The sequence below is a fragment of the Vibrio sp. 1167 genome, from assembly GCF_033340375.1.
Lineage (GTDB): Bacteria > Pseudomonadota > Gammaproteobacteria > Enterobacterales > Vibrionaceae > Vibrio > Vibrio alginolyticus.
Genome location: NZ_JAWOWK010000002.1, coordinates 446266 through 471553 on the forward strand (window position 1 = coordinate 446266; position 25288 = coordinate 471553).

Genomic DNA, 25288 nt, shown 5'->3' on the forward strand with positions numbered 1-25288 from the left:
ACCTGTTGCTTTCCAACTCAAAGCAACTCTTTAGTTGTTGCGTCCGTATATTCGGTTTCTTGATGAAGGAGCTACCCTCTAGCCTTTTATGCTTCATCATCTTGTAAAGTTATTGAATTTATTAATGATTAAGCACTGAGCAATATGGGTTTGTATTCGGTGTGCTCTGTTCTAATGATACTGGGCGCTCAAATAAGCGAGTTGCCATACATCAGTTAATTCATGCTCTACTAAATTAGAAAAACGCAACTCTGAACTGTGCAAAGGCGTGTCAGATGTCGACCACGGCAGACTCACCTTTGCCTCAAAATAAGTTTCACCAAGTTACAATCAACGATGCAACTTTACAAGTTTGCATCAGCTTTTGTAACCTAAAAGTGGATACCCCTACCAGATCTCACTTTTAATATAGTTCTATATATCAATACATTAGAAGTAAATGACATTTTACAAACGAAACGCCTACTTAATATTATGTAATGATTTGTGTATTGAAATTACCTAAGGACTTTTAGGCATGGACTCTTTAAGCGTCACATCTTCCAGATACACCCATCGGCAACACAATCAAGATCCGTTAAAGTTTTTCATTGTTCTCATGGGTCTAGAACCATATAAAAATGATTTACATCGTGAAAATCAATCGTTAAGCCTTTTATCTGGTATTGTGTTGTACAGACATTTATCGAAGCCCGACCAAAGAAAAGTAACGAGTAGTGTGTTGAATTTAAAAAACAATCGCTTGAAGTCTAAACTCTATGGAATGATAGGCCAAATCGGCGCAAATCCATACTGGTTCTGCTGGTCACTAAGTGATTCTGAGTTAAAAAGTTATTATAATTCAAACAAGAAAATCTCTGACTTACTCAGTAGCCCTGGCTTTGATGTTCCAACGATTTCAGTCGGAGTGTTACCCGCTGGCGTATATTCTGTTTTTAATGAAGGAATGAAAACAACAGTGACCAAAGGTCTAACGAGTATCGTTAGTTCGAATAAGGTGTTAGAGACAGCGAAAAAATTGGGATTAAGAAAGCAACTTGTAGGTGAGTCAGGGCGAATGCTTGGCGCTTTTGTGATAATGATTATTGGTTTTAATGCAATGCAAACCAAAGGCATGAAAGATGCCAGAAAAGAGCTGATCCTCAGAGGTCTAATCAATCCTTCGGAGTTATAATGATTATAGCAATATTGGGTCTTTTCGGTGGGTGCACTTTACTCTTCTTTTACTTGCAAGGACTAAAGACAGAGCTAAGAGAGGGCTCATCCGGTATAGTTAAATTCAACGCTTTTCCATTCAACGTAGCGATGTTGATTGGTGTTATTGTCGGCTGCTTATTCTACATCGTGATGGCTGTAGACAGTTTGGCTGTGGTATCAGCGACGATAGCGATAACATGGTTTATCTTACGTATATTTCGCGATCGAATAATTCGTGCACTCTTAAAGGGCCTATGAACTACTATCTACCCTTTGATGTTTGCTTCGAGTTCTTAGTATCAAGTTTGAAGTGCGACACTTAGAGTAACTGCTATTTTTGAGTGTGTTAGAGTGCTTTTGTTTCAGTGAGGTACGTACAGTGTCAGTAATTCAATTTGTCAAGTTGTGGAAAAACCATCCATACCCAAAATCTCCTTGTGATAGGGCTCATTTTCCTAATCAGTGTGCTATTCGTACGGGTTGCTCTGGAGGAAACAGGTATCGACACTTCAAGTTTTGACCAAAAATATCCTAATAGGCGCTGCTACCCTGGCTTTAAACATAGTCCTAGACACATTTTAGCAGCCCAAGAGTTAGCAAATTGGATCTCTGTTAACCCTAATATATTTGGAAATAAAGAGCTTATTAAAGAGCAAAGAGAAAATCATTAATGGGTCGGAGAGGGATTATCTTTATCAGGAATGGGTGGGGTAGTACCGATCACATTGACGTTTGGGATGGCGAGCATATGAAGGGAGGCGCCCCTGATTGGATTAATCTTGGTGATGAAGTTTGGTTTTGGGAGATAAAACAGTGAAACAAACAACTACGCTACTTTTATCGTTTGTTAGTTTTTCTTCCTTAGCATTTAATCTGTCAGTTAACAATGGATCATCTTGTACTTTGTTTGAAGAGTCTACCATTTTTGAAACAAAACTAACTTCTCAATGTAATTGGGCAGTTAATGCTCAAGGTGATTTACAGACACTCAGTGTAAAAGGTAACAAAGTAGCCATTCTTCTAGGCCAACCTATATCTTCTAATCAAGCTGAAAAATGGGGGGTGAGTGTCGAACAGAACTGTTCTCTTGAATCTGTTGGTGTAATGATTGATGAGGTTTCAAAAGTAATCGCGGTCAGTAAGCCGCTTGAAGGGGCATTGTTGTGCCCGGTTCTTCCTATAGATGATGTGTTTTTCAAAAGCTACAATTGGTCTCTCTAGCCGCTATACATAACAAAGCATTTAAGAGTGATTCCCAACGCGTGGCATTTTCACTGTGTGTTGGTTTCGGTGTTTAAGGTGGCATCAGTATTGCGTTGCTCACCCCTTAACAGGGCGTTAGTCGCCAGAAAAAGCTAGCAATCAAAATCATGTTTCTAAGCTTAAATGTGTGATTCATAGAGATGGTTTCACTTTTCTTAGCTGAAGATCGAGCTTGTAATTCTGCTCTTGATACCTCTCTTTCTTGATCTCGTAGTTCTGAGATACCTCTTCAGACAAAAGGGTTTGATCAGAATCTTAGTAATCCTGTCTATCCGAGGTTAGCCCATTTAACGAGCTGTGGGGCCGTTCCTAGGTGTAGTAGTGTTGCCATTCAGCTAGCAGCAGGTCCAGTTCTTCCAACCCCACATAGACATCTATGGTCGGATAGAACTCACTTTTATCTGTTTTCTGCGAGAGTTCCATTTTACCATTCAAGTGAGGTGAACCAGGGTTATTTGGGCGAAACTTGATCCCATAAATCATGAGTTGTTTCTGGACTTTCTCAGCAAAGAATTCACGCTCTCTGTCCGTCTGAATACGCTGGATAGGAAATGGTATCTCTTCCACGACACAATCGATAAAGTCAACTTTATTTGCTGCTGTGCGCCGAGAGCAGCACCTTAGAACCCGATAGCGAGAGCAGTCATCAATAGCTGTATAATGGTAAATTCCAGGCGCTATTTTACAGGTGTTCATGTGGACTCTATCACCAGGAATTGGGCGCTCATATCTTTGGAAATCTTTTTTTCGTCGGTAAGTTACGATGAGTTTGACTGGTGCTTCGTATAAAACTTTATGGAGTGTCGCTGTGCTTAGATGTATTTGGTGAAGTCGGATTACTTTCGTTTGTATACGCCGCGCCCCTAAATTGCCTTTCTCACGCATCGTAACGATCAATGCTCTTAGCTCATCATAGAGCTTGGCAACTGGAGATGAATGAGGGCGTCTGCTCTGGCTTTCCAGACCAGCGATTCCATACTGCTTCTATCGCCTAGCCCACTTATGTAATGTTGGTCTGGAAATACTACAGCGTCGACATACCAGGCCTGCATAACCACATTCCTCATACATTTTTACCCACCGTAGTCTTTGTTGGATTTCTCTGTCCATAGACACCCAGCATAGTTGAAAGAATGTCTATGAATCACACAGTTTAGGATAAAGACTCTAAAATCTGAAGGGGCTGGTTTGTGTACGGATAGCGTCTTGGTTGTAGAGGTTTAAATTAGAGACATCCTTTAAAACATGATAGGGCCAAGCTTTGAAAGTTAACTCTAGTCACTTCGTAATATCTTGTATTTGAGGTTGAAAATCCTCCCCTATGGCTGACCGATAAATTAAATTCTTAGCTAACTCACGCATCACTTTAGTACGCATTGACATAAAATGATTTATTTTGTCTCGGTCGACACTATAAGTAATTAAATGAATCAACCCCATTCTCATGTGTTAACTTCAGTTTCTTGCGGAGTTTCTTAATATACTGTTTATCGTCATCTTTTTTGCCCTTGCAATCTCCTGGCTCAAACACATAATTAATTCGTATATCTTCCAATTGTTGATATTTTAGAGGGTGCTCGTCATTTTTCGGCGACGTGAATTACGCTGAAGCCAGTCCGTAACCACTACTAGTTCTTCATCGGATTGAGTAGTAATCAGAAAGCTAGTTGTAGATAGAATAATCAACATCTTTGGTATATTCTTGGGTTTTTCGTCGTCATTTGTGTTTGGGGTACATAGATAATTTGACTCCCTTCTGGATCATACCCTGCACAATTTCGAGAACCACAGTATAAAAATATCATACTAGTCTCATACTCTTTAGTCCGGAATGTGACTTTGTCATTTCCATTGCTTTTTATAACTGCTATCACATCATTTTCTCTAGTGACGCCTTGTTTTTCATGATTGGATATATGACAATAAAAATGAATTTTGCTAAAAGCAATCCTCAAGATACCTTTAAATATGATAGATATTTATCTTCTATTTTCGTTGGATTTTTAGTATTTAACCTAAAGTGCTTTTGACCTGCTACTTTTCTGGCTAAAAATTTTACGTATATTTGTACTGATTGATATTCTAAAAAATGAATATACAAACACACATCCAAACGAAAGAAGCTAAAAATCTACAATATTATTTAAGATTTATATAAAACCTCATAAATAATTTCTTGGAAGCTTCACTCTAATAAATCGCCATCAAGACCTAAGGTTCTAAAATATCCATGTTTAAATTCTGTGCTAGCACAGTATAAACATTCAGTAATTAAAGCAGTAGCTCCCGCGCTGTCAACTAACTTCATATAATTCCCTTTTAAGACTATAATGGAATATTACTTTGTGATAATTTTAATAATTAACTTTAACCACGAAGGTCGCTATTTAATTGAAAATGCCAAGCGTTTGAGTCATTCTTAAGGGATTTTATAAAAGCCGACGTATGTTTACCACAAAGGAAAATACTTTGCTATTGATGTACTCAAAGAAACAGCTATGAGAAATAGCAAACCAAACATAAACATAGGATACATGGTGAAGTTTGTTATAAAATTAAAGTATTTTTGCTCTAGGCCTAGTAGTATTAACTTTGTCTTCTCGTCTGATTTTGCTTTAACTCTTAACTGCCAAGTTTTATGAGGTAAATACTGGGAGCCATTAATCCTTACAAAGAAAATAACGAGTAAAGAAAGAACCCGATTTACCGACGGTGAAGATGTTCCCATATACGTTATTGCCAGAGTAAAAGTTAACACCCCGAACCTGTATTGAGGAAGTTAGCCCACAGTTTAAATTGTTCGCTAACTAGTGCAATGTACTCGTTTGTTCATTCTATTTTATCCAATCACGGTTTCCTCATTGTTACTCTTGAATAATTTAATACATTTCATAGCTGCTACTTGAAATTTAAGTTGGCTAAAACACTCTTAGCAGCTCTTCTTCAAACCGAAGCCCACGCAAGTCATAGTGGTCACATAAGTGTTTAAAAGATTCAGTGGCATACAGTCTTTGACAACCTTCAAGTCGTGATTTAAATAGATATCGCTTCTCGATATCCGATTCTTCGAAATAAAGTATTTCGTAACCATCTTCGATGCCATCAAGATATTTCTTCACGCAAACAGATTCGTCTTCTTGGCCAAAGGAGAGGCAGTTAAAGACATAAACTTGTTCCTCTCCGACAGTTACCAATAGAAACTCACCTTCATTTTCTAAGGTGGGTTTTAATATTTCGTAAGCACGATGGGACAGTACTAGGTATGTCATAGACCACAGCGACACATCAGGGATGTCAGCGTTAGTTCCTAAAACGTCATCGAATGAGGCGGATACATTTTTCCAAATATCTAGTAATGACGTGTTCTGAGAGCGCTGGCGGTGTATGGTCATTAGATGTTGTTTGCCTATGGCACCGAAGAGTTCCGTTGGACCTAATTGCAAAGCCTTGTAATCATGCGGCGCCTCTTTCAATTGGTAGACGTTCATTATTCATCATTCCAGTTCGGGTTTTTGCTAGAAATCATACCTTCGGGGTAAGTAGAAGTTTTTAATTTAATTTTGATATTACGAAGACGGTTAATGAACACATCTTTTTTAAGAGAGTTATTGCTTAAATTTGTAACTACCCATGCTTCATAGTCATAGCGATGAACTTTCTTATATGCTTCAGCATCTGGAGAACTCCAATATCCTTTGTTTTTCACATTTCTAGGTAACCAAACACCATTGGATGGGTCATTGATTCCAAGACCAAGCGTATGAAGGTTGCGTGTTACAAAGATCATTTCCATTTTTCGGAAATGCCCAGTTCCCATAATAATATGGTGGCTTCATGTCGTTTAGTTTGCTTGGTGTCACCGATACTGGGTAGGTATCTTGCCAAAACACGGGTAAGGTGATGAGGTTCATCCATTAAATCGTCTGGCGAAGTCACTGCGCTTCGCTCTTGATATTCTGTAAGTTATTTTGTAATGATACCGTGCATTTAAGCTACGTCTCAAGGTTTTGAGGTGTTTCAAATCTTCTTGAGAAGCTTTGAAAGATTTAGGGTTGTCTCATCCAAGTTTGATTATAAAGTTTAATAGTTGAAACCTCATATCGGTGTACAGCTAGTTCAAGTGCCATTGGATTTTGGGACGTAGTGGTACAGAAAGTGATTTGCCTCTAGGTTGCACAACATAATCTCCATTTCCGATTGTGCGTCTATCATATGCACAACTACAGATAGCTTCAACGCTAATTAGTTGATATTGTAATTAGCTCTCAAAAATGTCCTTGGTTGTTTATAACTCTATAGATGGCAGCTACTTGTGAGTGCATTAAGTTCTTTGAGAACACACCTACAGAAGCTAGTGTGTATTACTTATTCAACATAATTGAAAATTTTGAAAAATTGATTATATTTTGTATGATCTGACATGCATATATCTTTAATGTTTGATTTGTCAATAATATTGTGGGGCGTCTATGTCTGGAAAATTTGAACTTTATAAAGATACAGCGGGAGAATATCGCTTTCGTTTAAAAGCAGGAAATGGACAAAATATCTTAGCTAGTGAGAGCTACACAACAAAACCAAGTTGTGAGAATGGCATTGACTCAGTGAAAAAGAAGGCGCCTGACGATTCAAAATATGAAAGGAAAGAAACAGCGGCTGGCAAATACATGTTCAACCTAAAAGCTGGTAACTATCCAAGGAATCTAAAGCTAGAGGTAAACTTGGCAGAGGTGGTTTAGCTATGTTTGTCATTTTGGGAGCTGTTGCGTTTAATAAGTCTGAATTAAAAAAAGTAAATACAGAGTTAGAAAATCGAAGTGTGCGATTAGTTTCGGGGCTTCATCAATGATTTCAAATATTATTTCTTATGTGCTTGTCACTGTCTTCGCTATATGGTTGTGGAATGATGCTCCAGCTCAACATAGAGATAACCTGTTCTATGTGGCCGTAGTATGTTCTCAAATCGGTTTCTTTATTTATTCTCGAAAGTTAGAGAAACTTAAAAACAGGTTAGACGACTTGGAAAATAAGCACACTCTAGAAACAAAAAACTAACAAGGTATTTAAGAGTGATTTCCAACGCGTGGCATTTTTATGTCATCGTTGGGTTTTGTATTTAAGGCGTATAAGTTAGTGTGGTGGTGACGTTGCTCACACCTTAATGCGGCATTAGTGCGGGTTTGGCGTCGAAGGTCATAAGTTTTGGTATTTATCTGTGTTGGCGCTCGTTTTTACACCTTTCAGTTTGTGTCTTTCATGTTCTTTCCGGTGGCACTATATATGGATTGTTCGCTTCGATTTCATCGTTTACGGTTTCTAACTATTAGCCTACTTCTTTGGAGCTTCTTCGTTTTCGCTGTACTTCCTAAGTTAATCTTGTCGTTTTTCGGGTGTTGCCATAAAAGTGCGATGAATGAATCCTTTTCTAATTTGAAGCCAGTGAAAGTAGGGCAGTTCAGTGCATTTTTCTTCTAGTCAACTCTCGTCCATTAATCGAGTTGAAGTTTTGTAGCTGCCCGTCTCACTTCAGTGTTCAAATTCTTTCATATTATGCCACTTTTCAATATTTTTGAGCGTATAAATAGAAGTGGCGCATGTACGAACAAATTGCTTAAGAGTGATTCGTAACGTGTGGCATTTTTACTTTACGGTGGCTTATGGTGATTAAGGCGCTGTGCGGTAGCTTATTATTGCGTTACTCACACTTTAGCAAGGCGTTAGCATTCATGGAGAAAAAGAATGTCTCACAAAACAGAAGTTCGTTACTGTTCAGATTGCGGTACGGATACTCATCACGTAGTTGTCTTGGTCAGAAAGCCGAGTGCTTTTAAAGGTGCCAAAAATCAGAAATTTAAGGAATTTATAGCAGGCGCGATTAAAGGCTGGGCTCTTGGAGCATTTGTTGCCTCTATGGATGAGTTTGAACGCCACCTAGTTTGTGAAAAGTGCGGTAAAAAGACAGTAGAAGGTTAGCTACCTATATAACGTAGAAAATTTATAGTATAACTTGGTGCTGAATGCTAACAAACGCTTTAAGACGGATTCGCAACGCGCTGCATTTTCACTATGCGTTGGTTTTAGTGTTTAAGGTGGTATGCGGCGGCTTCGGTATTGCGTTGCTCACCCCTTAGCAAGGCATTATTGCCCAGAGGAAAAAATGAAGCATAAACAAAGAGAGCTGTTAGCATATATTGAGTTGGAAAGTGGTACTGTTTTGATTGATATCGTCAAACTGACTCGAAACGGTCGCTCTTATTATTTTCAAGGTAAAAGATGGTTACGCAATCAATATGGATTAGGTTGCGATGATTGCACATCAGAATCTGGGGATAAGCTAAATATTTCCATTTTGAATCGAAGACATGCTCCTAAGTGGATTGAGGGCTCAGTGTTGCGTGTATCTGAAAGGGCAAAAGAACGGTATGAATTTTGGCTATCAAATGGGCGCTGACAGCGTAGCCGTTAGCTCAGTGCAATAACAAACTATTCAAGAGGGATTCGCAACGCGTGGCATTTTCATTATGCGTTGGTTTTAGGGATTAGAGTGGTGTGCGGCGGCTTTCGTATTGCGTTGCTCACACCTTCACAGGGCGTTAGCTTTCTTTGGGAGAATGAAATGAACCAATATTTGATCGAACCAGAAGTTCCTGGAAGCTTGGGTGAAAATACGCTGGCAAATTTCGATTTGCATCCACCGACAATAGAAAAGCTACATTTTCAGTTTGATGGTTGGTTAGGTGATGATTTATTGACTTCATTTCCATGCTTTTTAGTCTCTGAGCGTTTAGCCATGGCCTTACGCTCATCGCAGTTGTCAGGATACAATCTGGAAGTGGCTGAAATATCTATTTCTGACATATTTGAAGAACTGTATCCAGAGTGTACGTTACCTCGTTTTTCGTGGTTCCAAGTCTCTGGAACCATAGATAAAGACGATTTTAGCGTGACAGATACTGGGCTACTCTTAGTTTCTGAAAGGGCACTGGTTTTGTTACAAAAATATCAACTAAAAAATGCTGACGTCATAGAGTACGAAAGCTAACAAAGCATTTAAGAGGGATTCCCAACGCTCGGCAGTTTCAGTTCAAAGTTTTAGTGCGGTGTTTATGGCACTATATTTCGGGTTAGGCGGTGAGTTGCTCACCACTTAATGCGGCGTTATACGCAGGGTGAATTTTGCTTCTAATTCCTTGCGTCAAAGGCTCCTTCTCTGTAGCTTATCGCTTTGTTTTATATGCATTAGTTCCTCTTAGTTTTGCTAAATCATTAGGTAATGGACTCCAAGCCTTCATGCCAAAATTCTAAATTTGCGAGTGTTTTGCGTATTTCGGTGATTGCGATCGCTTGTTTCGTTTTATTCCGATCACCTGATCCTGCCGTTTTTCTCTCTTCCTATTTTTACTCTAAGTGATCGGATTGCGCCAGTTTTCTCATCGACTCACCTCCTAGTTCTGTTCGATGACTATTATGTACCAGCCGATCCATGAGAGCGTCTGCGACGGTTGCGTTGCCGATCATGTTGTACCACTCTTTTACAGGTAACTGAATAATGACGATTGTGCTGCTGTTTTGGTAATGATCTTCGAATACTTCCAGAAGATGGCCTGCATGCTCTTGAGTCAGTTTTTCCATCCCCCAGTCGTCAAGGATCAGTAAGGCTTTCTTAGCCTTCGATTGGAGTTGTTTTTGATAGCTGCCATCTAGACGTTCTGCGGTCAGAGCATCAAGCAAGCGAATTAATCGGTAGTACCTGACGGTTTGTTGTTGGTCGAAGGCACTGGTTGCCAGTGCGCAGCCAAGATAGGTTTTGCCTGCGCCTGTTGGGCCTGTGATCAAGATGTTCTGATGCTTGTAAAGATAACTACCCGTCATAAGTTCGCTTATCTGTTGACGATTGAGATTTCGTCCTTCTTTGTAGATGAGTTGGCTTGGCTTCGCATCTACTCTCAGCTTGGCTTGTCGCTTTAGACGTTGGATTTTGGTCTGAGTACGATTCAAGATTTCACTTTCCAGAAGCAGGCTTATTCTTTCCTCGAAGTCCAACTCTGCGTAGGTGCTTAGTTGTTCCTGTTACTGCTCTAACGATTTTACAGCATGGCTCAGGCGGAGAGTTTTGGTTTGGTCGTTCAGTGAGTTCATGTCTTTTCTCCTAGTGATAACAGTTCGGGCCACGGACATTGCTATGAACTAGGTTCGGCGTGCTCGCCTTGTCTTTGCTTAGTTGCCCTTCTCGATTATTTTTCAGTAGATTGCTGATGAAGGTGTAGTTCGGTTTTGTCAGCATCAGCGCATCGTTACAGGCTTGCTTTAAGCGCGATTCGCCATGCGCTTTGTTCAGATTGAGCAGCTCAAGGCAGGAGCGATACGACTGCTCTGGATGAGGCTTGGAGTTGAGCATCTTATTAACGGCTTCTCGCATAGCTGGGCCGATATTGGCTCCCTTAGTTGAGCAGGCGTCCAAGCGACCACTTCTGATGTTGATGATTACTCGGCATGTGCTCTGGTTGGGTGCTGTTTCCGCGCTCTCTTTGGCTGAGTGGATGCTGGGCGACCAAGTTACTTTGATGGTAGATCTGCACGAGACGGTTGTAGGCTTCCAGTTCGACATGGTGACCTACAAGTTGATGTGGCACGAGTAGTGGTGGCGGCGATATTCGATGTGATAATCAGGCCCGACTTTGGCTCGTTTGGTTTAGGTATACAGGTAACGCTGTATTTTTTTTGGGGGGGGGGGGGAACGGAGGCTTATCGAGTTTGTCGAACAACGCTTTACGACTTGCACCATACTGTTTCATCTCACGTTGGTTTAAGTCGTTCATAAGCTGACGGATGGCGAGATTCAGTTCCTTGAAGGTATGGAAGGTTTGTGTCGTAGCCGCACCATGATCCAGCGCTCTACTAAGAGTTCGGCATTCTCGGCCTTCGCTTTGCCTTTTGGTTTGCAGGGACGAGCTGGCATTACGGCAGTTTGATAGTGATTCGCCAGTTTCTGATAACTCTCGTTAAGCCTTGGCTCATATTGGTTAGCTTTGGTGACCGCGCTACGCAGATTATCGGGAACCAAGTGTTGTGGTACGCCGCCGAGGTGCTCTAACGCATTGGCGCGCCTCTAACCTGTATGACTTACCTTGGCTTGAGAAGGCTTCAACATAGGTGTAATTGGACGCGCCCAAGGTCGCCACGAACACTTCTGCTTCTCGTACTTCGCCTGTGTCAGGATTGACTACCTGAAGCCGAAGCCCACAGTAATCGATAAACAGCTTGTCACCTGCCACATGGAGCTGACGCATGCTGCGCTTTTGGGTTTTGAACCAACGAGTGAAGTGCTCGCAGAACTGAGTGTAAGCGTAAGCTTGCTCTTGATATTGCTCATGATGTTCCTGCCACAACAACATCTTCGTCATACCTTTACGTCTGAGTTCGACTGCGTATTGAATGGAGTCTGGCATGACTTTATCGCGACTGGCTTTGTTGCCGTGATACAGAGCTTGAGTGAGATCAGCATCGCTACAACTTTCAGGTAGAGGCCAACCAAGTTGGCTTTGTTTAAAGCGAGTAAGGAGTTCCGATATGGTGGAAGGGCCGAGTTTAAGGCAAGAAGCGATGCTGCGATTTGAAAGACTGCAGTCGTACTTAAGGCGTAATACCTCTCTTATTTTGTTCATTGGATTCCTCTTTTTGCCATTGTCGCTTCCTTACTTACTTGTTTAAGAAGTAAAGAATAGCGAGCTATTGTTCTAAAAGAGGAAAGGTAGGAATTCGGGCTTTCCGATCGCGGTTTTCGCTATTCCGATCACCAATTTCGGAGTTAGGTTAAAAGTGATCGGATAATCCCGAAATGACTGATCGGAATGTTCCGAAATATGCAACTTGTGAGCTATTTTCGGATAAAGCGACTGTAAACACGCCCCGTTCTGGGAAATGAGTAATGAACTCTTTTTCTTCTTCAGGTGTGAAAGGCGTATCTAATACAGTGTATAAACCTTCAATAATGATGGGATTGAGGACGTTTGTAATGCCTTCAGCATCACCTAAAGTTACCTGACGTACAATTAAATTCATGCCACTTAGCTCCTATTAAAATTAGGGCTGTTTTGTACATGAGTTGGAGACTTGCGGCAACAAGTAACGTCATTAAGTCGTAAAGAATATACCTATTACACTTAAGCGGCGGTTAATAGTGCTGATTGTTACTTTAGTATTTCTGATATATCACTTTTTAAGTGACGGCTTAACTTCTACAGAATATTTCCACATCACGACCCCGTTTTCTACAAGATCATAGCTCGCGCTTTGACCCTCGGAGTTGAGTACAAATACCGGCATTTCCATCCTTGACGTAGCGCCATCTCGGTTGCATGACATGGTAGCTTCAAGCTGTATGCTATTTTTGCTCGGTTCTGAAAGGGTTCCTAAGTACGCGCAGCCGTCGACAAAACTGGTTTTGCTTTTTCCTTTAGAGGATATTTCAAAAGTCGGAAAAATGAATGTTGATTGAGGCTCTGTTACTACCACATTGACTTGATAGTTCGTCGCTGAAAAAGCATTGAAATGAGCTCCAAGCATAAGTAAGAACAAGATTTTTGATTTCATAAACTCTTCTTTATTTCGATATTACTAGTTTGGTAACGGCGCTATTAACGTGACCACTTAATCTAAAACTTTACTGCGTAAGCATTAAAAAGGATACAAAGGTAGAGTAGTTGAATATGGTTAATCGGCCGTAAATAGTTTTATTAAGAGATCTTACATACCTAAAAGAGGTAAGTTCTTTCGCTTTTGATAGGTTAATGCTAATTCTAAACAGGTCTTGATTGAAGCTTCTGGCAAAGGAGCGGATAAAGATAGAATTATTGCTCGATTACCCTGAAACTCAAGTGAGTCACTATACAGTTCGCGGAATGTGTCGACGAGCTTAGTTTGGCAATTAAAGAACAGATAATAACGACTAGGCGTTTTCTGTTTCCAATCCATCCTTACCGGGCTACCTGTTTTCACACTGTAGCTTGGCTCTCCCCATTTTAGAGATTCTTCAACTTCCCCCAGTTTTAATTCAGAAGCGATAGTTAAGACGATATTTCGTAGCTCTTCTATCCGAATACGCACATGTTTTGGATACTCATCAAATCTTGCCTTCACTGCATGGTTCATTGGTATCTCCTATAAATAGCGCTGTTTTGGGGTGAAGCCCAAGCATACTTTGGCTATGTAGCAATTACGTCATAATGTTATTAATCAATAAATCTAGCACATAGCCAAAATACTAAGCGTAAGGGTTTCCCTCGGTTACGTTTAGGATGCTCTGGGTGAAAACATGATGATTGACATGCCAAGCATAGCGACAGAAACCCCCACTATGTCCCAGAGCGTTGGTCGAACGCCGTCGATACACCACAACCATAGAATTGCGACAAAAATATAGACACCACCGTAAGCGGCATAAACTCTGCCAGTTGCGGTAGGATGTAAAGATAGAAGCCAAGCAAACATAGCAAGGCATAGCGCTGCTGGTACCAAAAGCCAAACTGACTTATCTTCCTTTAACCAGAGATAAGGTAAGTAGCAGCCTAATATTTATGCAATGGCGGTTATAAAGAAAAGCCCAATGGTTTTGACTTCAGTCACTTAAACATTCCTATCTTTTTCTACAAATATATGAGGCTGGTTAAATGGGCAATTGCTCGGCTCATTACATTTCGCCCAGCTTAATCTTGGATTGAGCCTCACTCACGGTTTGTTTACCGAATAACAAATCCATCATCGAAATGATTCGTTTGTTGTCTTTACCCCATTTATCTGGATTCGCGCTGTTTGGTGCTTTAAATTCAACTTGTCCTACTTTTTCGTTATTTTTGTAGGCTTTGATCTGAGCATCAGCGATAAATGTTCTAAAATCCCAGCTCCAGCGTGATACGTAAGTAAGTGTCAGCTCAGAGCTAACAGGAGGAGTGCCATCGCTTACGACTGTGCATTTGTGGGCGGTATCCAAACACCAGTCTTGCATCGAATCTAAGAAAACATCTCGCGTGGCGTTGTCTTTTACGATGGTGATTTCCTTGCTCTGATTTTCTTTCGAGATTGTTTCTACCGTATACTTTGGTGCCGCACATGCAGCTAATAGAATAGGCAAGCTTAGAATGATGAGTTTTTTGTGCATCTTATGTCTCTTTTTTTTTAAATTTATATATTCAAACAACTTCAAGATACTGAGTTCAACGAGAATAACTAACAAGCATGGCAACTGTTATTAACAAAACCTTTAGAGTAGAAGGGTTTGTTTCGGGAGTATGCCAATGTCTCGATGCAAAATAATTAGTAAGAGATTGCTATTGCGTTATGTTAACTCTTGAACTTATGTCCGTATCAATGTCCAGAATTCTTCGCATTGAAGTTTTTGAAGTGCAATTCTAACGGAATTTTAAATTGCTGCATAATGCTCAATTAAGAGGAATAGGGGAGCTTATCGTTAAACATAACGTGTAGTGCTGTAAATTGGTCCCTAAGACTAAGCTAAAAGGGCCTAATGTTTTAAAATAGCTTCTTGTCTATTCTGTTGTGTGAGTTTTCAATGTTGTCTCATACTAGCCACTTAAAAGAGCGCTGTAAGAACTCGTCTGCATTATCAAGGACGATTTCACCGTGAGCCATAACCAATATATTAGGTTTCCAAGACAGCAATTTATTTAAGTGTTTTCGAGCCTCTTGTTTGCTAAACATAAAACTTAGGCGCCAATCCAAAGGCATTTTTCCATTCGGAGCAAGAATACCGGCCCCTTTAGCCACAAACCGCTGCCAGTAGTTAAAGTCCTGGCCAGAAAAATTCTCGACGAGGTCAGTAACAATTAAGGTCTTTGAAAGTCGATGATAAAACACACACTCTTCCATTAATGGAGAGCCAGAAAATAGTTCTTGTTCAATCTCAGAGTTCCAAGCATTACCGCCTTGGTTAAGTGAAGCGTGAAAGTGTATATCACGGCACTTCTTAATGACTTCATCTGTGCCATAAATTTCTGCGCTAGGATAGGCAAATACCCATTCAGATAAGAACAAGTGGTGTAAATGATTAGGAGCGATTAAGTATTTCACTTGGCCTAGATTGTTGATTTGCTCTTTAATCGAATTTGATAACTGAATTGGACTATGAACCCAAAGGCCACCATCAGAAAGCCTAACAATAGTCATACGAGTGGTGTATGGGAGTCCTAAGAATTGGACGGGATCTCCGTCAAATATCCATATCTCATGGGCTAACTTTTTCATGTCTCTCCAACCGTTAACACTGTATTAAGGCGGCATTTAAGTTACTCAAAAGCTGCCTTGCTGCACAATAAACGCTTCGCTAAGCGTAAACCAAAAATATTAGGTTTACCAAACCCTTATTGAGTTCAGCTGTATGTCTTTGAGTATTTTTATACTGAACGGCGTAAAGTAGTTTTAAGAGGATCATTTGACTTGATAGAACAAAACCCCGCTATTTTTGAGCAGGGCTTTGCAATTAGATAAAGGGGCTAACCGATAATGAAGAAGAAAATCGCGGTTGCAACAATACCAATCAACGCATAAGGAAACTGTGTGGTTGCGTGTTGCATTGCTGTACAGCCTGAGCCTTGTGCAGATAACACGGTTGAGTCACTAAAGAAACAAGAGTGGCTCCCTGCCGCTGATGCTGAAAGCAGCGCTGCAACGGTTAAGTGTAGAGGCACACCAAGCTGTTCGCCCAAAGGTAGAACAATTGGCATCGCTACTGCAAACGTTCCCCAAGACGATGCCGTTGCAAATACCAACGCGCCCGTAATCATAAAGATAATCGCCGGGAAGTAAGACGCTGACAGGTAAGGGCTGACGGTCTCAATGACATATTGTGTGACGCCCAATGAGTCGTTGACCGATTTCAACATGAAACCACCAATAACGGTCGCAAGCGGCAGTAGCATAACCTTAATGCCATCATAAACAGCTTCGAACATGTCGTTCATCGAGATCAGTTTTTGTGCGCCGTAAAAGCTAATAGTAAAGATTAACGCGACGAAAACACCAGCAAGTAGATCGATACCAAAATACCAACTTGCGGCAACAAGTACGATCATTGGTAACAAGAAGTTGACAAGGCCCATGGTTGGGTTGGTATGTGCAGATACATCGGGACCAAAGTCGACATCTGTTGCACCGTCTGGACGAACTTGACCATTCTTCGCACGCTTTTCTGCCTTTTTCATCGCGCCTAGATCTGGGACCTTTTCCATTGCAACCAGCAAAACAATCACCAGCGTTACCCAGCCGTAAGCCATGTATGGAATAGCTTCAATGTATGCTTTGATACCATCTCCCGCTTCTGCTACTCCGTTTGCTTCTAGCAACGAACTGAAGAAAATTGCCCAAGTGGAAATCGGTACGAGGATACAGATAGGCGCGGCGGTTGAATCCACAAGATATGAGAGTTTTTCACGCGAGATTTGGTAGCCGTCCGTAACTTTTTTCATTGAGGAAGAAATTGCAATCGCATTCAAATAATCGTCGATAAAGATCAGAATACCTAACGCAAAGGTCATCAGCATCGATTGCTTACGGCTTTTTACTTTCGTGACCAACATGTCGGAGAAGCTTAAGATACTGCCGCCTTTCTCCAAAATAGCAATTAGGCCGCCCATCAAACCACAAACGAGGATGATCCAGGCAATAGTTTCATCCATCATTACACTCATGGAAATATCAACAATCTGTTCTACCGCTTCAGTTGGGTTAAGCAGAAGAACACCGGCAATAGCGCCGCTAAAGAGGGCTTCCACAGTTCGGTGTGTTGTCAGCGCAAAGACCAATACCAACGCCGTTGGTAAAAGGCTCATCCATCCGTAGGCTTCGCCTTCCTCATGGTTCAAACCGATTGTGGTAAAAAAGACAAACGTCGCAACCGAGATTAAAGAAACAATAATGTGTTGAGAGTTGATTTTAAGAGGCGCATCCAGCGCCTTGGTCTGCGTAGTCATAAAGTTCATTTCCTTTGTTTATGCCGAGTGCAACATCCAGTCGATTTCCAATGGAGTAATAGCTCGCTCAAATTCTGCGAGTTCACTCTGTTTGCAAGCTAGATACAAATCGATAAAGTCTCTTGAGATGTATTGAGCCAGCTCACTGTGCTCCAGTCGCTCTAGAGCTTCTGACATACGCAGAGGTAACTCAATTGCATCATCACTGAGAGTCGGTGGACATTGATCTTTGGTGTAGCTTTCACTCGCTAATACTGCGGAAAGTACTACTGCAGCGAGAATGTATGGGTTAACGTCAGCGCCTGCTATACGATGCTCTATACGGCGATTTTTGCTATCGCTGATAGGCACACGCAACGCAACACCGCGGTGGTTTTCTCCCCAATCGGCTTTGGTTGGGACGTAAGCGCCAGGAACAAAGCGACGGTAAGAGTTAACGTTAGGACAGATTAGAGCCATGGCATCGGATGTTTGTGACAGCATCGCTGCCATGGTTTGATAGAAGAAGGCGCTCGCTTGACCGTCTGATTGGCTAAAGTGGTTGTTACCATCTGTATCAACCAAGCTGAGGTGAATGTGCATGCCATTACCCGCTTGCTCACTAAAAGGTTTCGCCATAAATGTGGCGTCAAATCCGTGCTGATGAGCGACCTGGCGAATCAAGCGTTTTGCGATGATGATTTCATCACATGCTCGAAGTACATCTTTAGAATGGTTGAAGTTGATTTCGAACTGCCCTGGTGCCGATTCAGATAGGGCTCCGGAAGTGTTTAAACCTTGTTCTAATGCAATTCGATTAAGGTCGGCCAAGAAATCAGCGTAGTCATCTAGTCCATCAAGGTCGTAAACCTCGGTATCTTTTTCTCGAGTTTTTTTCGTGGGGTTAATTGCCGTTAATGGTTCGCCATTTTCGCCGCGGGTTTTGTCTATTAAATAGAACTCCAGCTCGAGCGCGACACAAGGATATTGGTCTTTAGCATGCAGTGTTTGCAATATAGAAGCGAGAATGTTTCGGATGAACAGTGGGTTAGGGTGCTGCCCGGTTTCATCCATCATACTAAGCAGTAGCTGACCAACTTGTTCTTTTGCCGTCGGCATTAAGGTGCCGCTGATTGGATAGCAGAGGTTATCTGGTTCTCCGAGATCTTCTCCCAACCCGGCTGTTTCAACGACGTTACCTTTGGTATCTAGGGTGATGGTCGAAAGGGGGAGGGCAACACCTTTATTCAGTTTTTCTAGAGCATCTATCGGGATGCGTTTTCCTCTTGGGGTGGCATTTATATCGGTAAAGATGAGATCGATAAATTCAATATCGGGCCATTTTTGTTTAAAATTTTGTACTTCCTGTAGATACGATTCCATTTTCTTCTCCAAATAGCCTGACGAGTAGAAATTAGAAATAACCAAATTAACAAATAAATTACAGCACTCTGAACGAGTTGTTTGTTTTTCAGTTTATTTTTAATTTAAACATGCACTTACACTGTGTTTTTGGTGTTTAACGGCTGGTTTTTATGTCTTTCTGTTAACTATTTTGTAACAGTTGGTTTTGTTTTGTTCAATATAATGAGCATAAATATTCAGTTTTGAAGCCTAAAAAGTGCGTCAGATCACGTTGTGACGATAATAATGGTCATCTGTGTTGATAATTTTGTACATGGTTTGTAGGGTTTGTGTTAAATAAATTGAACACGGACATATCATGGCAGATACACACAAACCCATCATTGGTGTGGTTAGCTGCGCTAAAGAGTTGGGTGGCTATCAGATACAAGCGGTCAACGACTTTTACCTTCGCGCCATAAAGGATTTTGGAGGACTACCGATTATGTTGGCTCCCGACATGTCGGGCGATGACGTAACCACCATCCTAGACATATGTGATGGTTTTCTTTTTCCTGGCAGCCACTCTAACGTTGCGCCACATCGATACAATGCAACGCACGAAGAGAGCTACAAAGATGAAGCTCGTGATGAGCTCTCATTCACGTTAATTCGTCATGCGGTTGACCAAAACATTCCGTGCCTTGGTATTTGCCGCGGCTTTCAAGAGATGAATGTCGCACTTGGTGGCTCGTTAAACCCAGCCGTTCATGACTCCGGCTTCAATGACCATCGTGAAGCGCCTGTTGAAGATTTCGAACAAAAATACGCGCCAGCACACGCTGTGCTAGTTCAAAAGCAGAGCTTATTTGAACAATGGCTGGTGCAAAATCATTGGGAAAATACCACCTTCTTTGAAGTGAACACACTACACAACCAAGGCATCGATCAGCTTGCTCCTCTATTACAAGTAGAAGCTAAAGCCCCGGATGGCTTGGTAGAAGCATTTAGTCTTCCTAATCAAAAATTTTTCGTTGGCGTGCAGTGGCACCCAGAATGGGAAGCAAAAACCAATCATTTCTCTCAAATTTTGTTCAATGAATTTATGATGGCTACCTCTCGTTAAACGTTTGGAGCTGTATGAATGGACAATCAAGAGATTGGTAAAAATATTGTTCAGTTACGAAAAAAACATGGATTGTCACAAAGGGAACTAGCCGAGCGCGCTGGTATTACCCACAGTGCAATCTCATCCATTGAAAATGGCAAAGTGAGCCCGTCGGTCAGCTCACTACAAAAAATCGTTAATGTATTTTCTTTATCGTTATCAGAGTTTTTCACTTTTGAACAACCTTCGAACGATGAAGTGAAAGTAGTCATCAAGCCGTCAGATCTTGTGGAAATCGGGAGCGAGACGGTGTCCATGAAACTGGTAACGAATGGCGACAAAGATCAAGTCATCGGATTCTTGATCGAGGAATACGCACCTTATGGAACCACTGGTGCGGCAGAAATCAAACACGAAGGCGAAGAGATTGGCACCGTATTAGAGGGTGAAATCACTCTGGAATATAAAGGGCAATCTCATGTCATAACAGCGGGCGAGTCGTACATTATTGATACGACGAAGCCCCATCGATTTACAAATCACACAGACAAGGCTTGTCGAATGATAAGTGCGCATACGCCAACCACATTTTAGTGGGGGCTTGCCTTGTGTGATCACAAGGAGAGCGTATGAAAACCCAAGAGCAATGGATTGAACTAAAAAACAATCTAAACATCGAAAACAGGGCGTACATTAACGGTGAATACAGTGCTGCTTTAACAGGGCAAACCATCCCGGTAGTTAACCCAGCAACAGATGAGATATTCACCGAAATCGCCCGTTGCCAAAATGAAGATGTTGATCTCGCAGTTTCATACGCTCGCCAAGCATTTCAATCCGGTCAGTGGAGCGAGAGCAGCCCAGCTCATCGCAAAGCAGTGCTTAAACAGTTTGCTGACTTGATTGATCAAAACCAAGAAGAATTGGCTCTGCTAGAAACGCTTGATACCGGTAAGCCTATCTCTCACAGCTTCTCTACCGATATTCCTGGTGCGGCGAGTGCATTACGCTGGTACGCAGAAGCAATCGACAAAGTATACGGCGAAGTTGCCCCAACCGAAAAAGATGTACACGCTTTTATTTCTCATCAACCGATTGGTGTGGTTGCTGCGGTTGTACCGTGGAACTTTCCACTTTGGCTTGCGTGCTGGAAGCTTGGCCCTGCTTTAGCGGCTGGTAATAGCGTGATTCTAAAACCGTCAGAAAAATCTTCTCTCACCGCGATATTCCTAGGTCAACTTGCTTCTCGAGCGGGCTTACCAACAGGCGTTTTCCAAGTCGTTACGGGTTTTGGTCATGAAGCTGGCGACGCGCTGGCGAAACACCAAGACGTAGACTGCATCGCTTTCACAGGCTCGACGCGCATTGCAGGTCAACTGATGGTCAGATCGGGTGAGAGCAACCTAAAACGCGTGTTTGCAGAAGCGGGCGGTAAGAACGCGAACATCGTGTTTGAAGATTGTGATGATTTAGACCGCGCAGCAGCAGACACCGCCGCAGGGTGTTTCTACAACCAAGGTGAGGTGTGCGTCGCGGCAACCCGCCTGCTTGTTCACGAAAGCATCAAAGATCAGTTCTTAGAAAAAGTTATTCAAGCGTCGAAAGCGTTCACGCCAAAAGACCCAATGGACCCAAGTTCATCCATGGGAGCGCTCATCGACCAAGATCATAAATCAAAAGTGTTGGAATACATCTCGTTAGGTGAATCAGAAGGTGCAAACGTACGTTGTGGCGGCGATGTCGATGGGCAAGGTGCATTTGTTTCCCCAACCATTTTAGACAACGTCGACAACAAGATGCGTGTCGCCCAAGAGGAAATTTTTGGTCCGGTGCTGTGTGTCATTCCATTCAAAGACGAAGCGCAAGCAATCGAGATCGCTAACGATTCGAAGTACGGCTTAGGCGCGGCACTCTGGAGTAGCAATATCAACCGCGTTCATCGCGTAGCAAAACGACTGCAAGCCGGCTCGGTTTGGGTTAACAACTACAACGAAGGTGACATGACGGTTCCATTTGGTGGATTCAAAATGAGTGGAAACGGTCGAGACAAGTCTCTCCACGCGATTGAAAAATTCACCGAAACCAAAACCACTTGGATTCGCCTCCATCCTTAAGCCTGCTGACGATTACGATAAATAAAGGAATAGTTCTATGAACAAGCATACGGATTCGTTCTACGCGCACTCTGTGCCAAACATGCCGGAATACCCACAGTTGCAAAACGACATCGAGTGCGATGTGTGTGTAGTCGGTGCGGGATTTTCTGGTCTTTCTTCTGCACTACACCTTGCAGAAAAAGGTTTTAAAGTCGTTGTGCTAGAAAGCGCAAAAGTGGGCTTTGGAGCAACTGGTCGTAACGGTGGTCAAATCGTTAACAGCTACAGCCGAGATGTTGACGTGATTGAAAGCCGTTACGACCAAAACCAAGCCAAAGCTCTGTGCGATATGATTTTTGAAGGCGGCGATATCATCCGTGGTCTGATCGACAAATACGACATCAACTGTGATTACAAGCAAGGTGGTTTGTTCACGGCACTGAATAGTAAACAACTCAAAGGGCTAGAAGAGCATAAGAAGAACTGGGAGCGTTACGGCAACGACCAACTGACTCTGCTTGACGCAGGAGAAGTAGAACAAGCGGTAGGGACCAAAGTGTACACTGGTGGCTTGTTGGATATGCGCGGTGGTCACATTCACCCGCTTAAACTCGCGTTAGGTGAAGCCGCTGCGTTTATTTCTCTGGGTGGCCAAATCTTCGAACAGTCGGCGGTCGTATCGATTGACAAAGGGATTAACCCAGTAGTGAAAACAGCGCAAGGCAGCGTGAAGAGCAAGTACGTGGTACTGGCAGGTAACGCCTACCTTGGTGGTTTGGCACCAAACATCAGCAACAAAGCGATTCCGTGTGGCACACAAGTGGTGGCGACTCAGCCTTTGAGTGATGAGCAGCTAAAACAAGTGCTGACCAGTGACTACTGCGTTGAGGACTGTAACTACTTGCTTGACTACTTCCGCTTAACCGCCGACAAGCGTTTGTTGTTCGGAGGTGGCGTGGTTTACGGCGCACGTGACCCAGAAAACATTGAAGCATTGATTCGTCCGAAGATGGAGAAAGTCTTCCCACAATTGAAAGGCATCAAGATTGATTACACCTGGACAGGTAACTTCTTGCTGACTTACTCACGCATGCCGCAATTTGGCTCGTTTGCAGACAACATTTACTACCTACAAGGCTACAGCGGTCACGGTGTAACGTGTACTCACCTAGCAGGTAAGTTGCTGGCCGAAGCTCTGACCGGACACGCTGAACGTTTCGACGCGTTTGCTGCACTGAAACATTACTCCTTCCCGGGTGGCCGCCACTTCCAAATTCCGTTTACGGCAATGGGCGCGGCTTACTACAACCTACGTGACAAACTGGCGATTTAAGAGATAAGGAATATCCAATGAGCAAAGTGGTGAAATTTGCAGCCCTTCAACTGACGAAAAGCTGGGATCTGGAAGATAACCTAGCCAAAGCAAAAAAGGCGATTCGTGAAGCAGCACAAAACGGTGCGAACGTGATTCTTCCGCAAGAGCTGTTCGCTGCGCCTTACTTCTGCAAAAAACAGGAAGCAAAGTATTTCGAGCTTGCAGAAGAAACGGAGAATTGTCGTCTTATTAAAGAGATGAGTGCGTTGGCTAAAGAGCTCGGCGTCGTTATTCCAGTCAGTTACTTTGAAAAAGCGGGCAACACGTTTTTTAACTCGCTAGTGATGATTGATGCCGATGGTACGGTACTAGATAACTACCGCAAGTCACACATTCCTGATGGCCCGGGCTACAGCGAAAAGTACTATTTTAGCCCTGGCGATACCGGTTTCAAAGTGTGGCAAACCAAGTTCGGTAAGTTCGGTGCTGGCATTTGTTGGGACCAATGGTTCCCAGAGCTTGCGCGCAGCTTGGCTCTGCACGGCGCGGAAGCGATTTTTTACCCAACTGCAATCGGTTCTGAGCCTCAAGATCCGACACTGGATTCACGTGACCACTGGCAACGTACAATGCAAGGTCACTCGGCAGCAAACCTCGTTCCAGTGATTGCGTCAAACCGAGTGGGCACTGAAGTCGATGATGGTATCGAGACGACGTTCTATGGCTCTTCTTTTATCACTGACCACACTGGTGCAAAAATTGCCGAAGCACCGCGTGAAGGTGAAACCATCATTTACGCAGAAATCGACCTCGCTACGACAGCGAAAGCGCGTCACGCGTGGGGCTTGTTCCGCGACCGTCGTCCAGACCTTTACACCAGCGTTGGCAAACTAGCCGTTTAAAGAGGCGTTAAAATGAAGTTATCGACAACACCAGCGCAAGATGGCTTCTATTTTCCGGCTGAGTTTCAGCCGGTTAGTGAAGTTTGGCTAGCGTGGCCAGAAAGGAAAGACAACTGGCGTGATGACGCATTACCCGCGCAAGAAACCTTTGCCAGAATCGCGAACTTAATCGCGGATGTGACCAATGTGTGCGTGGCGGTATGCTCGCACAACTTTGACCGAGCGCGTCAAATGCTCCACTCAGACGTACGTTTGGTGGAAATCCCATTTAACGATGCGTGGATGCGCGATATCGGGCCGACCGTGCTTGTTAACCGAGCGGGCGAGCGCCGTGGGATTAGTTGGCAATTCAACGCGTGGGGCGGCGAATACAACGGGCTTTACGACAACTGGCAGCAGGACGATCTTGTCGCTGGCTCGGTGTGCGACATCATCGGTATTGATTATTACCGCGCACCGTTTGTACTTGAAGGTGGGGCGATTCACACCGATGGTGAAGGCACCCTTTACACCACAGAAGAGTGCTTACTTAGTCCGGGGCGAAATCCACAGTTGAGCAAAGCGCAAATTGAAGAGCAGTTAAAGGCGTATCTCGGTATCGAAAAAGTCATTTGGTTGCCAAATGGTTTATTCAATGACGAAACAGACGGCCATGTTGACAACCTGATGCACGTTATCGCTCCGGGTAAGGTGGTACTGAGTTGGACCGATGACCCAAGTGATCCGCAATACGCGTTATCTCGTCAAGCGGAACAAGTACTGAAATCTCAGCACGATGCGAAAGGGCGCAATATTGAAATTGTCCGTTTGCCATTACCGGGTCCGTTGCATTACAGCGAGCGCGAAGCCAATGGCATTGACGCCAGTTCGGGAATGAGTCGACAAGCTGGCGAACGCCTAAGTGCCTCTTATGCGAACTTTCTTATCGTCAACGAGCATGTGTTCTTGCCGATGCTGGACGAAGAGACCGACGCTATGGCGATCGATATTTTGCAAAACGCGATGCCGGAATACCAAATCATCGCGATACCGTCGAGAGAGGTTCTACTCGGCGGAGGGAACATTCACTGTATTACGCAGCAGATCCCTGCTTAAACATA

Annotated in this window: 21 protein-coding genes and 4 pseudogenes; 12 read left to right on the forward strand and 13 right to left on the reverse strand. The window is 42.9% G+C overall.

The features are described from left to right. Positions 1–517: 517 nt before the first annotated feature. Positions 518–1174 carry a hypothetical protein gene (locus tag R7Z78_RS05390; RefSeq protein WP_104975270.1) on the forward strand — a complete coding sequence of 219 codons (657 nt, stop codon included), beginning with the start codon at positions 518–520 and terminating at the stop codon, positions 1172–1174. Between the two features lie 836 nt (positions 1175–2010). Further along, positions 2011–2418, forward strand: a complete 408-nt coding sequence (locus tag R7Z78_RS05395) for a hypothetical protein (protein WP_033905182.1) — start codon at positions 2011–2013, stop codon at positions 2416–2418. A 174-nt stretch (positions 2419–2592) separates the two neighbouring features. Here the strand turns inward: R7Z78_RS05395 and R7Z78_RS05400 are convergent. The 3 genes and pseudogenes from R7Z78_RS05400 to R7Z78_RS05410 all read right to left on the reverse strand — a co-directional run bounded on the left by R7Z78_RS05400 (position 2593) and on the right by R7Z78_RS05410 (position 6277). Further along, a pseudogene (locus R7Z78_RS05400) lies at positions 2593–3570 on the reverse strand (DDE-type integrase/transposase/recombinase). A gap of 1808 nt (positions 3571–5378) precedes the next feature. Then, positions 5379–5948, reverse strand: coding sequence for a hypothetical protein (locus R7Z78_RS05405; RefSeq protein ID WP_064353863.1), 570 nt, complete (start codon positions 5946–5948; stop codon positions 5379–5381). Beyond that, a complete protein-coding gene (locus tag R7Z78_RS05410; RefSeq protein ID WP_081248153.1) occupies positions 5948–6277 on the reverse strand; it encodes an AHH domain-containing protein in 330 nt (109 codons plus the stop codon). The genes R7Z78_RS05405 and R7Z78_RS05410 overlap by 1 nt, the downstream gene beginning before the upstream one ends. Positions 6278–6929: 652 nt before the next feature. Here R7Z78_RS05410 and R7Z78_RS05415 point away from each other — a divergent pair. The 4 genes from R7Z78_RS05415 (at position 6930) to R7Z78_RS05430 (ending at position 9502) form a co-directional block, all read left to right on the forward strand. Then, the gene (locus tag R7Z78_RS05415; RefSeq protein ID WP_225452469.1) at positions 6930–7199 is read left to right on the forward strand and encodes a YegP family protein; all 270 of its coding nucleotides are present in this window, start codon (positions 6930–6932) and stop codon (positions 7197–7199) included. Between the two features lie 1000 nt (positions 7200–8199). Further along, entirely contained in the window at positions 8200–8433 is a 234-nt protein-coding gene (locus R7Z78_RS05420; protein WP_033905186.1) for a hypothetical protein, read from the forward strand. Between the two features lie 184 nt (positions 8434–8617). Then, the gene (locus R7Z78_RS05425; protein WP_104975271.1) at positions 8618–8911 is read left to right on the forward strand and encodes a hypothetical protein; all 294 of its coding nucleotides are present in this window, start codon (positions 8618–8620) and stop codon (positions 8909–8911) included. A 165-nt stretch (positions 8912–9076) separates the two neighbouring features. Continuing rightward, entirely contained in the window at positions 9077–9502 is a 426-nt protein-coding gene (locus R7Z78_RS05430; protein ID WP_104976005.1) for a hypothetical protein, read from the forward strand. 356 nt (positions 9503–9858) lie between these two features. Here R7Z78_RS05430 and istB read toward each other — a convergent pair. The 10 genes and pseudogenes from istB to R7Z78_RS05480 form a co-directional block, all read right to left on the reverse strand. Beyond that, positions 9859–10599 (reverse strand): annotated as a pseudogene (gene istB / locus R7Z78_RS05435) (IS21-like element helper ATPase IstB). A gap of 10 nt (positions 10600–10609) precedes the next feature. Then, a pseudogene (gene istA, locus R7Z78_RS05440) lies at positions 10610–12125 on the reverse strand (IS21 family transposase). Positions 12126–12318: 193 nt separating this feature from the next. Further along, a pseudogene (locus tag R7Z78_RS05445) lies at positions 12319–12522 on the reverse strand (histone acetyltransferase); the annotation flags it as partial. Positions 12523–12672: 150 nt separating this feature from the next. Next, a complete protein-coding gene (locus R7Z78_RS05450; protein ID WP_047100679.1) occupies positions 12673–13053 on the reverse strand; it encodes a hypothetical protein in 381 nt (126 codons plus the stop codon). Positions 13054–13206: 153 nt separating this feature from the next. Beyond that, positions 13207–13611, reverse strand: coding sequence for a DUF1801 domain-containing protein (locus R7Z78_RS05455; protein WP_017633973.1), 405 nt, complete (start codon positions 13609–13611; stop codon positions 13207–13209). A 141-nt stretch (positions 13612–13752) separates the two neighbouring features. Continuing rightward, positions 13753–14034 carry a YnfA family protein gene (locus R7Z78_RS05460; protein WP_225452533.1) on the reverse strand — a complete coding sequence of 94 codons (282 nt, stop codon included), beginning with the start codon at positions 14032–14034 and terminating at the stop codon, positions 13753–13755. A 115-nt stretch (positions 14035–14149) separates the two neighbouring features. Continuing rightward, positions 14150–14617 carry an Sbal_3080 family lipoprotein gene (locus R7Z78_RS05465; protein WP_005385757.1) on the reverse strand — a complete coding sequence of 156 codons (468 nt, stop codon included), beginning with the start codon at positions 14615–14617 and terminating at the stop codon, positions 14150–14152. A gap of 419 nt (positions 14618–15036) precedes the next feature. After that, a complete protein-coding gene (locus R7Z78_RS05470) occupies positions 15037–15720 on the reverse strand; it encodes a DUF4336 domain-containing protein (RefSeq protein ID WP_086046699.1) in 684 nt (227 codons plus the stop codon). A 248-nt stretch (positions 15721–15968) separates the two neighbouring features. After that, a complete protein-coding gene (locus R7Z78_RS05475; protein WP_054576461.1) occupies positions 15969–17444 on the reverse strand; it encodes a Na+/H+ antiporter NhaC family protein in 1476 nt (491 codons plus the stop codon). 18 nt (positions 17445–17462) lie between these two features. Next, a complete protein-coding gene (locus R7Z78_RS05480) occupies positions 17463–18806 on the reverse strand; it encodes a glutamine synthetase family protein (RefSeq protein WP_005377815.1) in 1344 nt (447 codons plus the stop codon). Between the two features lie 340 nt (positions 18807–19146). On the opposite strand from R7Z78_RS05480, the gene R7Z78_RS05485 reads away from it, so the two are divergent. The 6 genes from R7Z78_RS05485 to aguA are packed head-to-tail and all read left to right on the forward strand — an operon-like array spanning position 19147 to position 25283. Beyond that, positions 19147–19893, forward strand: a complete 747-nt coding sequence (locus tag R7Z78_RS05485) for a gamma-glutamyl-gamma-aminobutyrate hydrolase family protein (protein WP_005385752.1) — start codon at positions 19147–19149, stop codon at positions 19891–19893. An 18-nt stretch (positions 19894–19911) separates the two neighbouring features. Beyond that, entirely contained in the window at positions 19912–20469 is a 558-nt protein-coding gene (gene puuR / locus R7Z78_RS05490) for an HTH-type transcriptional regulator PuuR (protein WP_005377813.1), read from the forward strand. A 35-nt stretch (positions 20470–20504) separates the two neighbouring features. Beyond that, entirely contained in the window at positions 20505–21989 is a 1485-nt protein-coding gene (locus R7Z78_RS05495) for an aldehyde dehydrogenase (RefSeq protein WP_104975273.1), read from the forward strand. A gap of 37 nt (positions 21990–22026) precedes the next feature. Next, the gene (locus tag R7Z78_RS05500; protein WP_054574096.1) at positions 22027–23304 is read left to right on the forward strand and encodes an NAD(P)/FAD-dependent oxidoreductase; all 1278 of its coding nucleotides are present in this window, start codon (positions 22027–22029) and stop codon (positions 23302–23304) included. A gap of 17 nt (positions 23305–23321) precedes the next feature. Continuing rightward, positions 23322–24188, forward strand: coding sequence for an N-carbamoylputrescine amidase (aguB, locus tag R7Z78_RS05505; protein ID WP_005377808.1), 867 nt, complete (start codon positions 23322–23324; stop codon positions 24186–24188). A 12-nt stretch (positions 24189–24200) separates the two neighbouring features. After that, the gene (gene aguA, locus R7Z78_RS05510; protein WP_054574097.1) at positions 24201–25283 is read left to right on the forward strand and encodes an agmatine deiminase; all 1083 of its coding nucleotides are present in this window, start codon (positions 24201–24203) and stop codon (positions 25281–25283) included. Positions 25284–25288 lie beyond the last annotated feature (5 nt).

Bases quoted from the DNA above. Each gene is read 5' to 3' on its own strand.
- R7Z78_RS05390 (WP_104975270.1), top strand. From the start codon at position 518: ATGGACTCTTTAAGCGTCACATCTTCCAGATACACCCATCGGCAACAC.
- R7Z78_RS05405 (WP_064353863.1), bottom strand. From the start codon at position 5,948: ATGAACGTCTACCAATTGAAAGAGGCGCCGCATGATTACAAGGCTTTG.
- R7Z78_RS05410 (WP_081248153.1), bottom strand. From the start codon at position 6,277: ATGGGAACTGGGCATTTCCGAAAAATGGAAATGATCTTTGTAACACGC.
- R7Z78_RS05415 (WP_225452469.1), top strand. From the start codon at position 6,930: ATGTCTGGAAAATTTGAACTTTATAAAGATACAGCGGGAGAATATCGC.
- R7Z78_RS05420 (WP_033905186.1), top strand. From the start codon at position 8,200: ATGTCTCACAAAACAGAAGTTCGTTACTGTTCAGATTGCGGTACGGAT.
- R7Z78_RS05425 (WP_104975271.1), top strand. From the start codon at position 8,618: ATGAAGCATAAACAAAGAGAGCTGTTAGCATATATTGAGTTGGAAAGT.
- R7Z78_RS05430 (WP_104976005.1), top strand. From the start codon at position 9,077: ATGAACCAATATTTGATCGAACCAGAAGTTCCTGGAAGCTTGGGTGAA.
- R7Z78_RS05450 (WP_047100679.1), bottom strand. From the start codon at position 13,053: ATGAAATCAAAAATCTTGTTCTTACTTATGCTTGGAGCTCATTTCAAT.
- R7Z78_RS05455 (WP_017633973.1), bottom strand. From the start codon at position 13,611: ATGAACCATGCAGTGAAGGCAAGATTTGATGAGTATCCAAAACATGTG.
- R7Z78_RS05465 (WP_005385757.1), bottom strand. From the start codon at position 14,617: ATGCACAAAAAACTCATCATTCTAAGCTTGCCTATTCTATTAGCTGCA.
- R7Z78_RS05470 (WP_086046699.1), bottom strand. From the start codon at position 15,720: ATGAAAAAGTTAGCCCATGAGATATGGATATTTGACGGAGATCCCGTC.
- R7Z78_RS05475 (WP_054576461.1), bottom strand. From the start codon at position 17,444: ATGACTACGCAGACCAAGGCGCTGGATGCGCCTCTTAAAATCAACTCT.
- R7Z78_RS05480 (WP_005377815.1), bottom strand. From the start codon at position 18,806: ATGGAATCGTATCTACAGGAAGTACAAAATTTTAAACAAAAATGGCCC.
- R7Z78_RS05485 (WP_005385752.1), top strand. From the start codon at position 19,147: ATGGCAGATACACACAAACCCATCATTGGTGTGGTTAGCTGCGCTAAA.
- puuR (WP_005377813.1), top strand. From the start codon at position 19,912: ATGGACAATCAAGAGATTGGTAAAAATATTGTTCAGTTACGAAAAAAA.
- R7Z78_RS05495 (WP_104975273.1), top strand. From the start codon at position 20,505: ATGAAAACCCAAGAGCAATGGATTGAACTAAAAAACAATCTAAACATC.
- R7Z78_RS05500 (WP_054574096.1), top strand. From the start codon at position 22,027: ATGAACAAGCATACGGATTCGTTCTACGCGCACTCTGTGCCAAACATG.
- aguB (WP_005377808.1), top strand. From the start codon at position 23,322: ATGAGCAAAGTGGTGAAATTTGCAGCCCTTCAACTGACGAAAAGCTGG.
- aguA (WP_054574097.1), top strand. From the start codon at position 24,201: ATGAAGTTATCGACAACACCAGCGCAAGATGGCTTCTATTTTCCGGCT.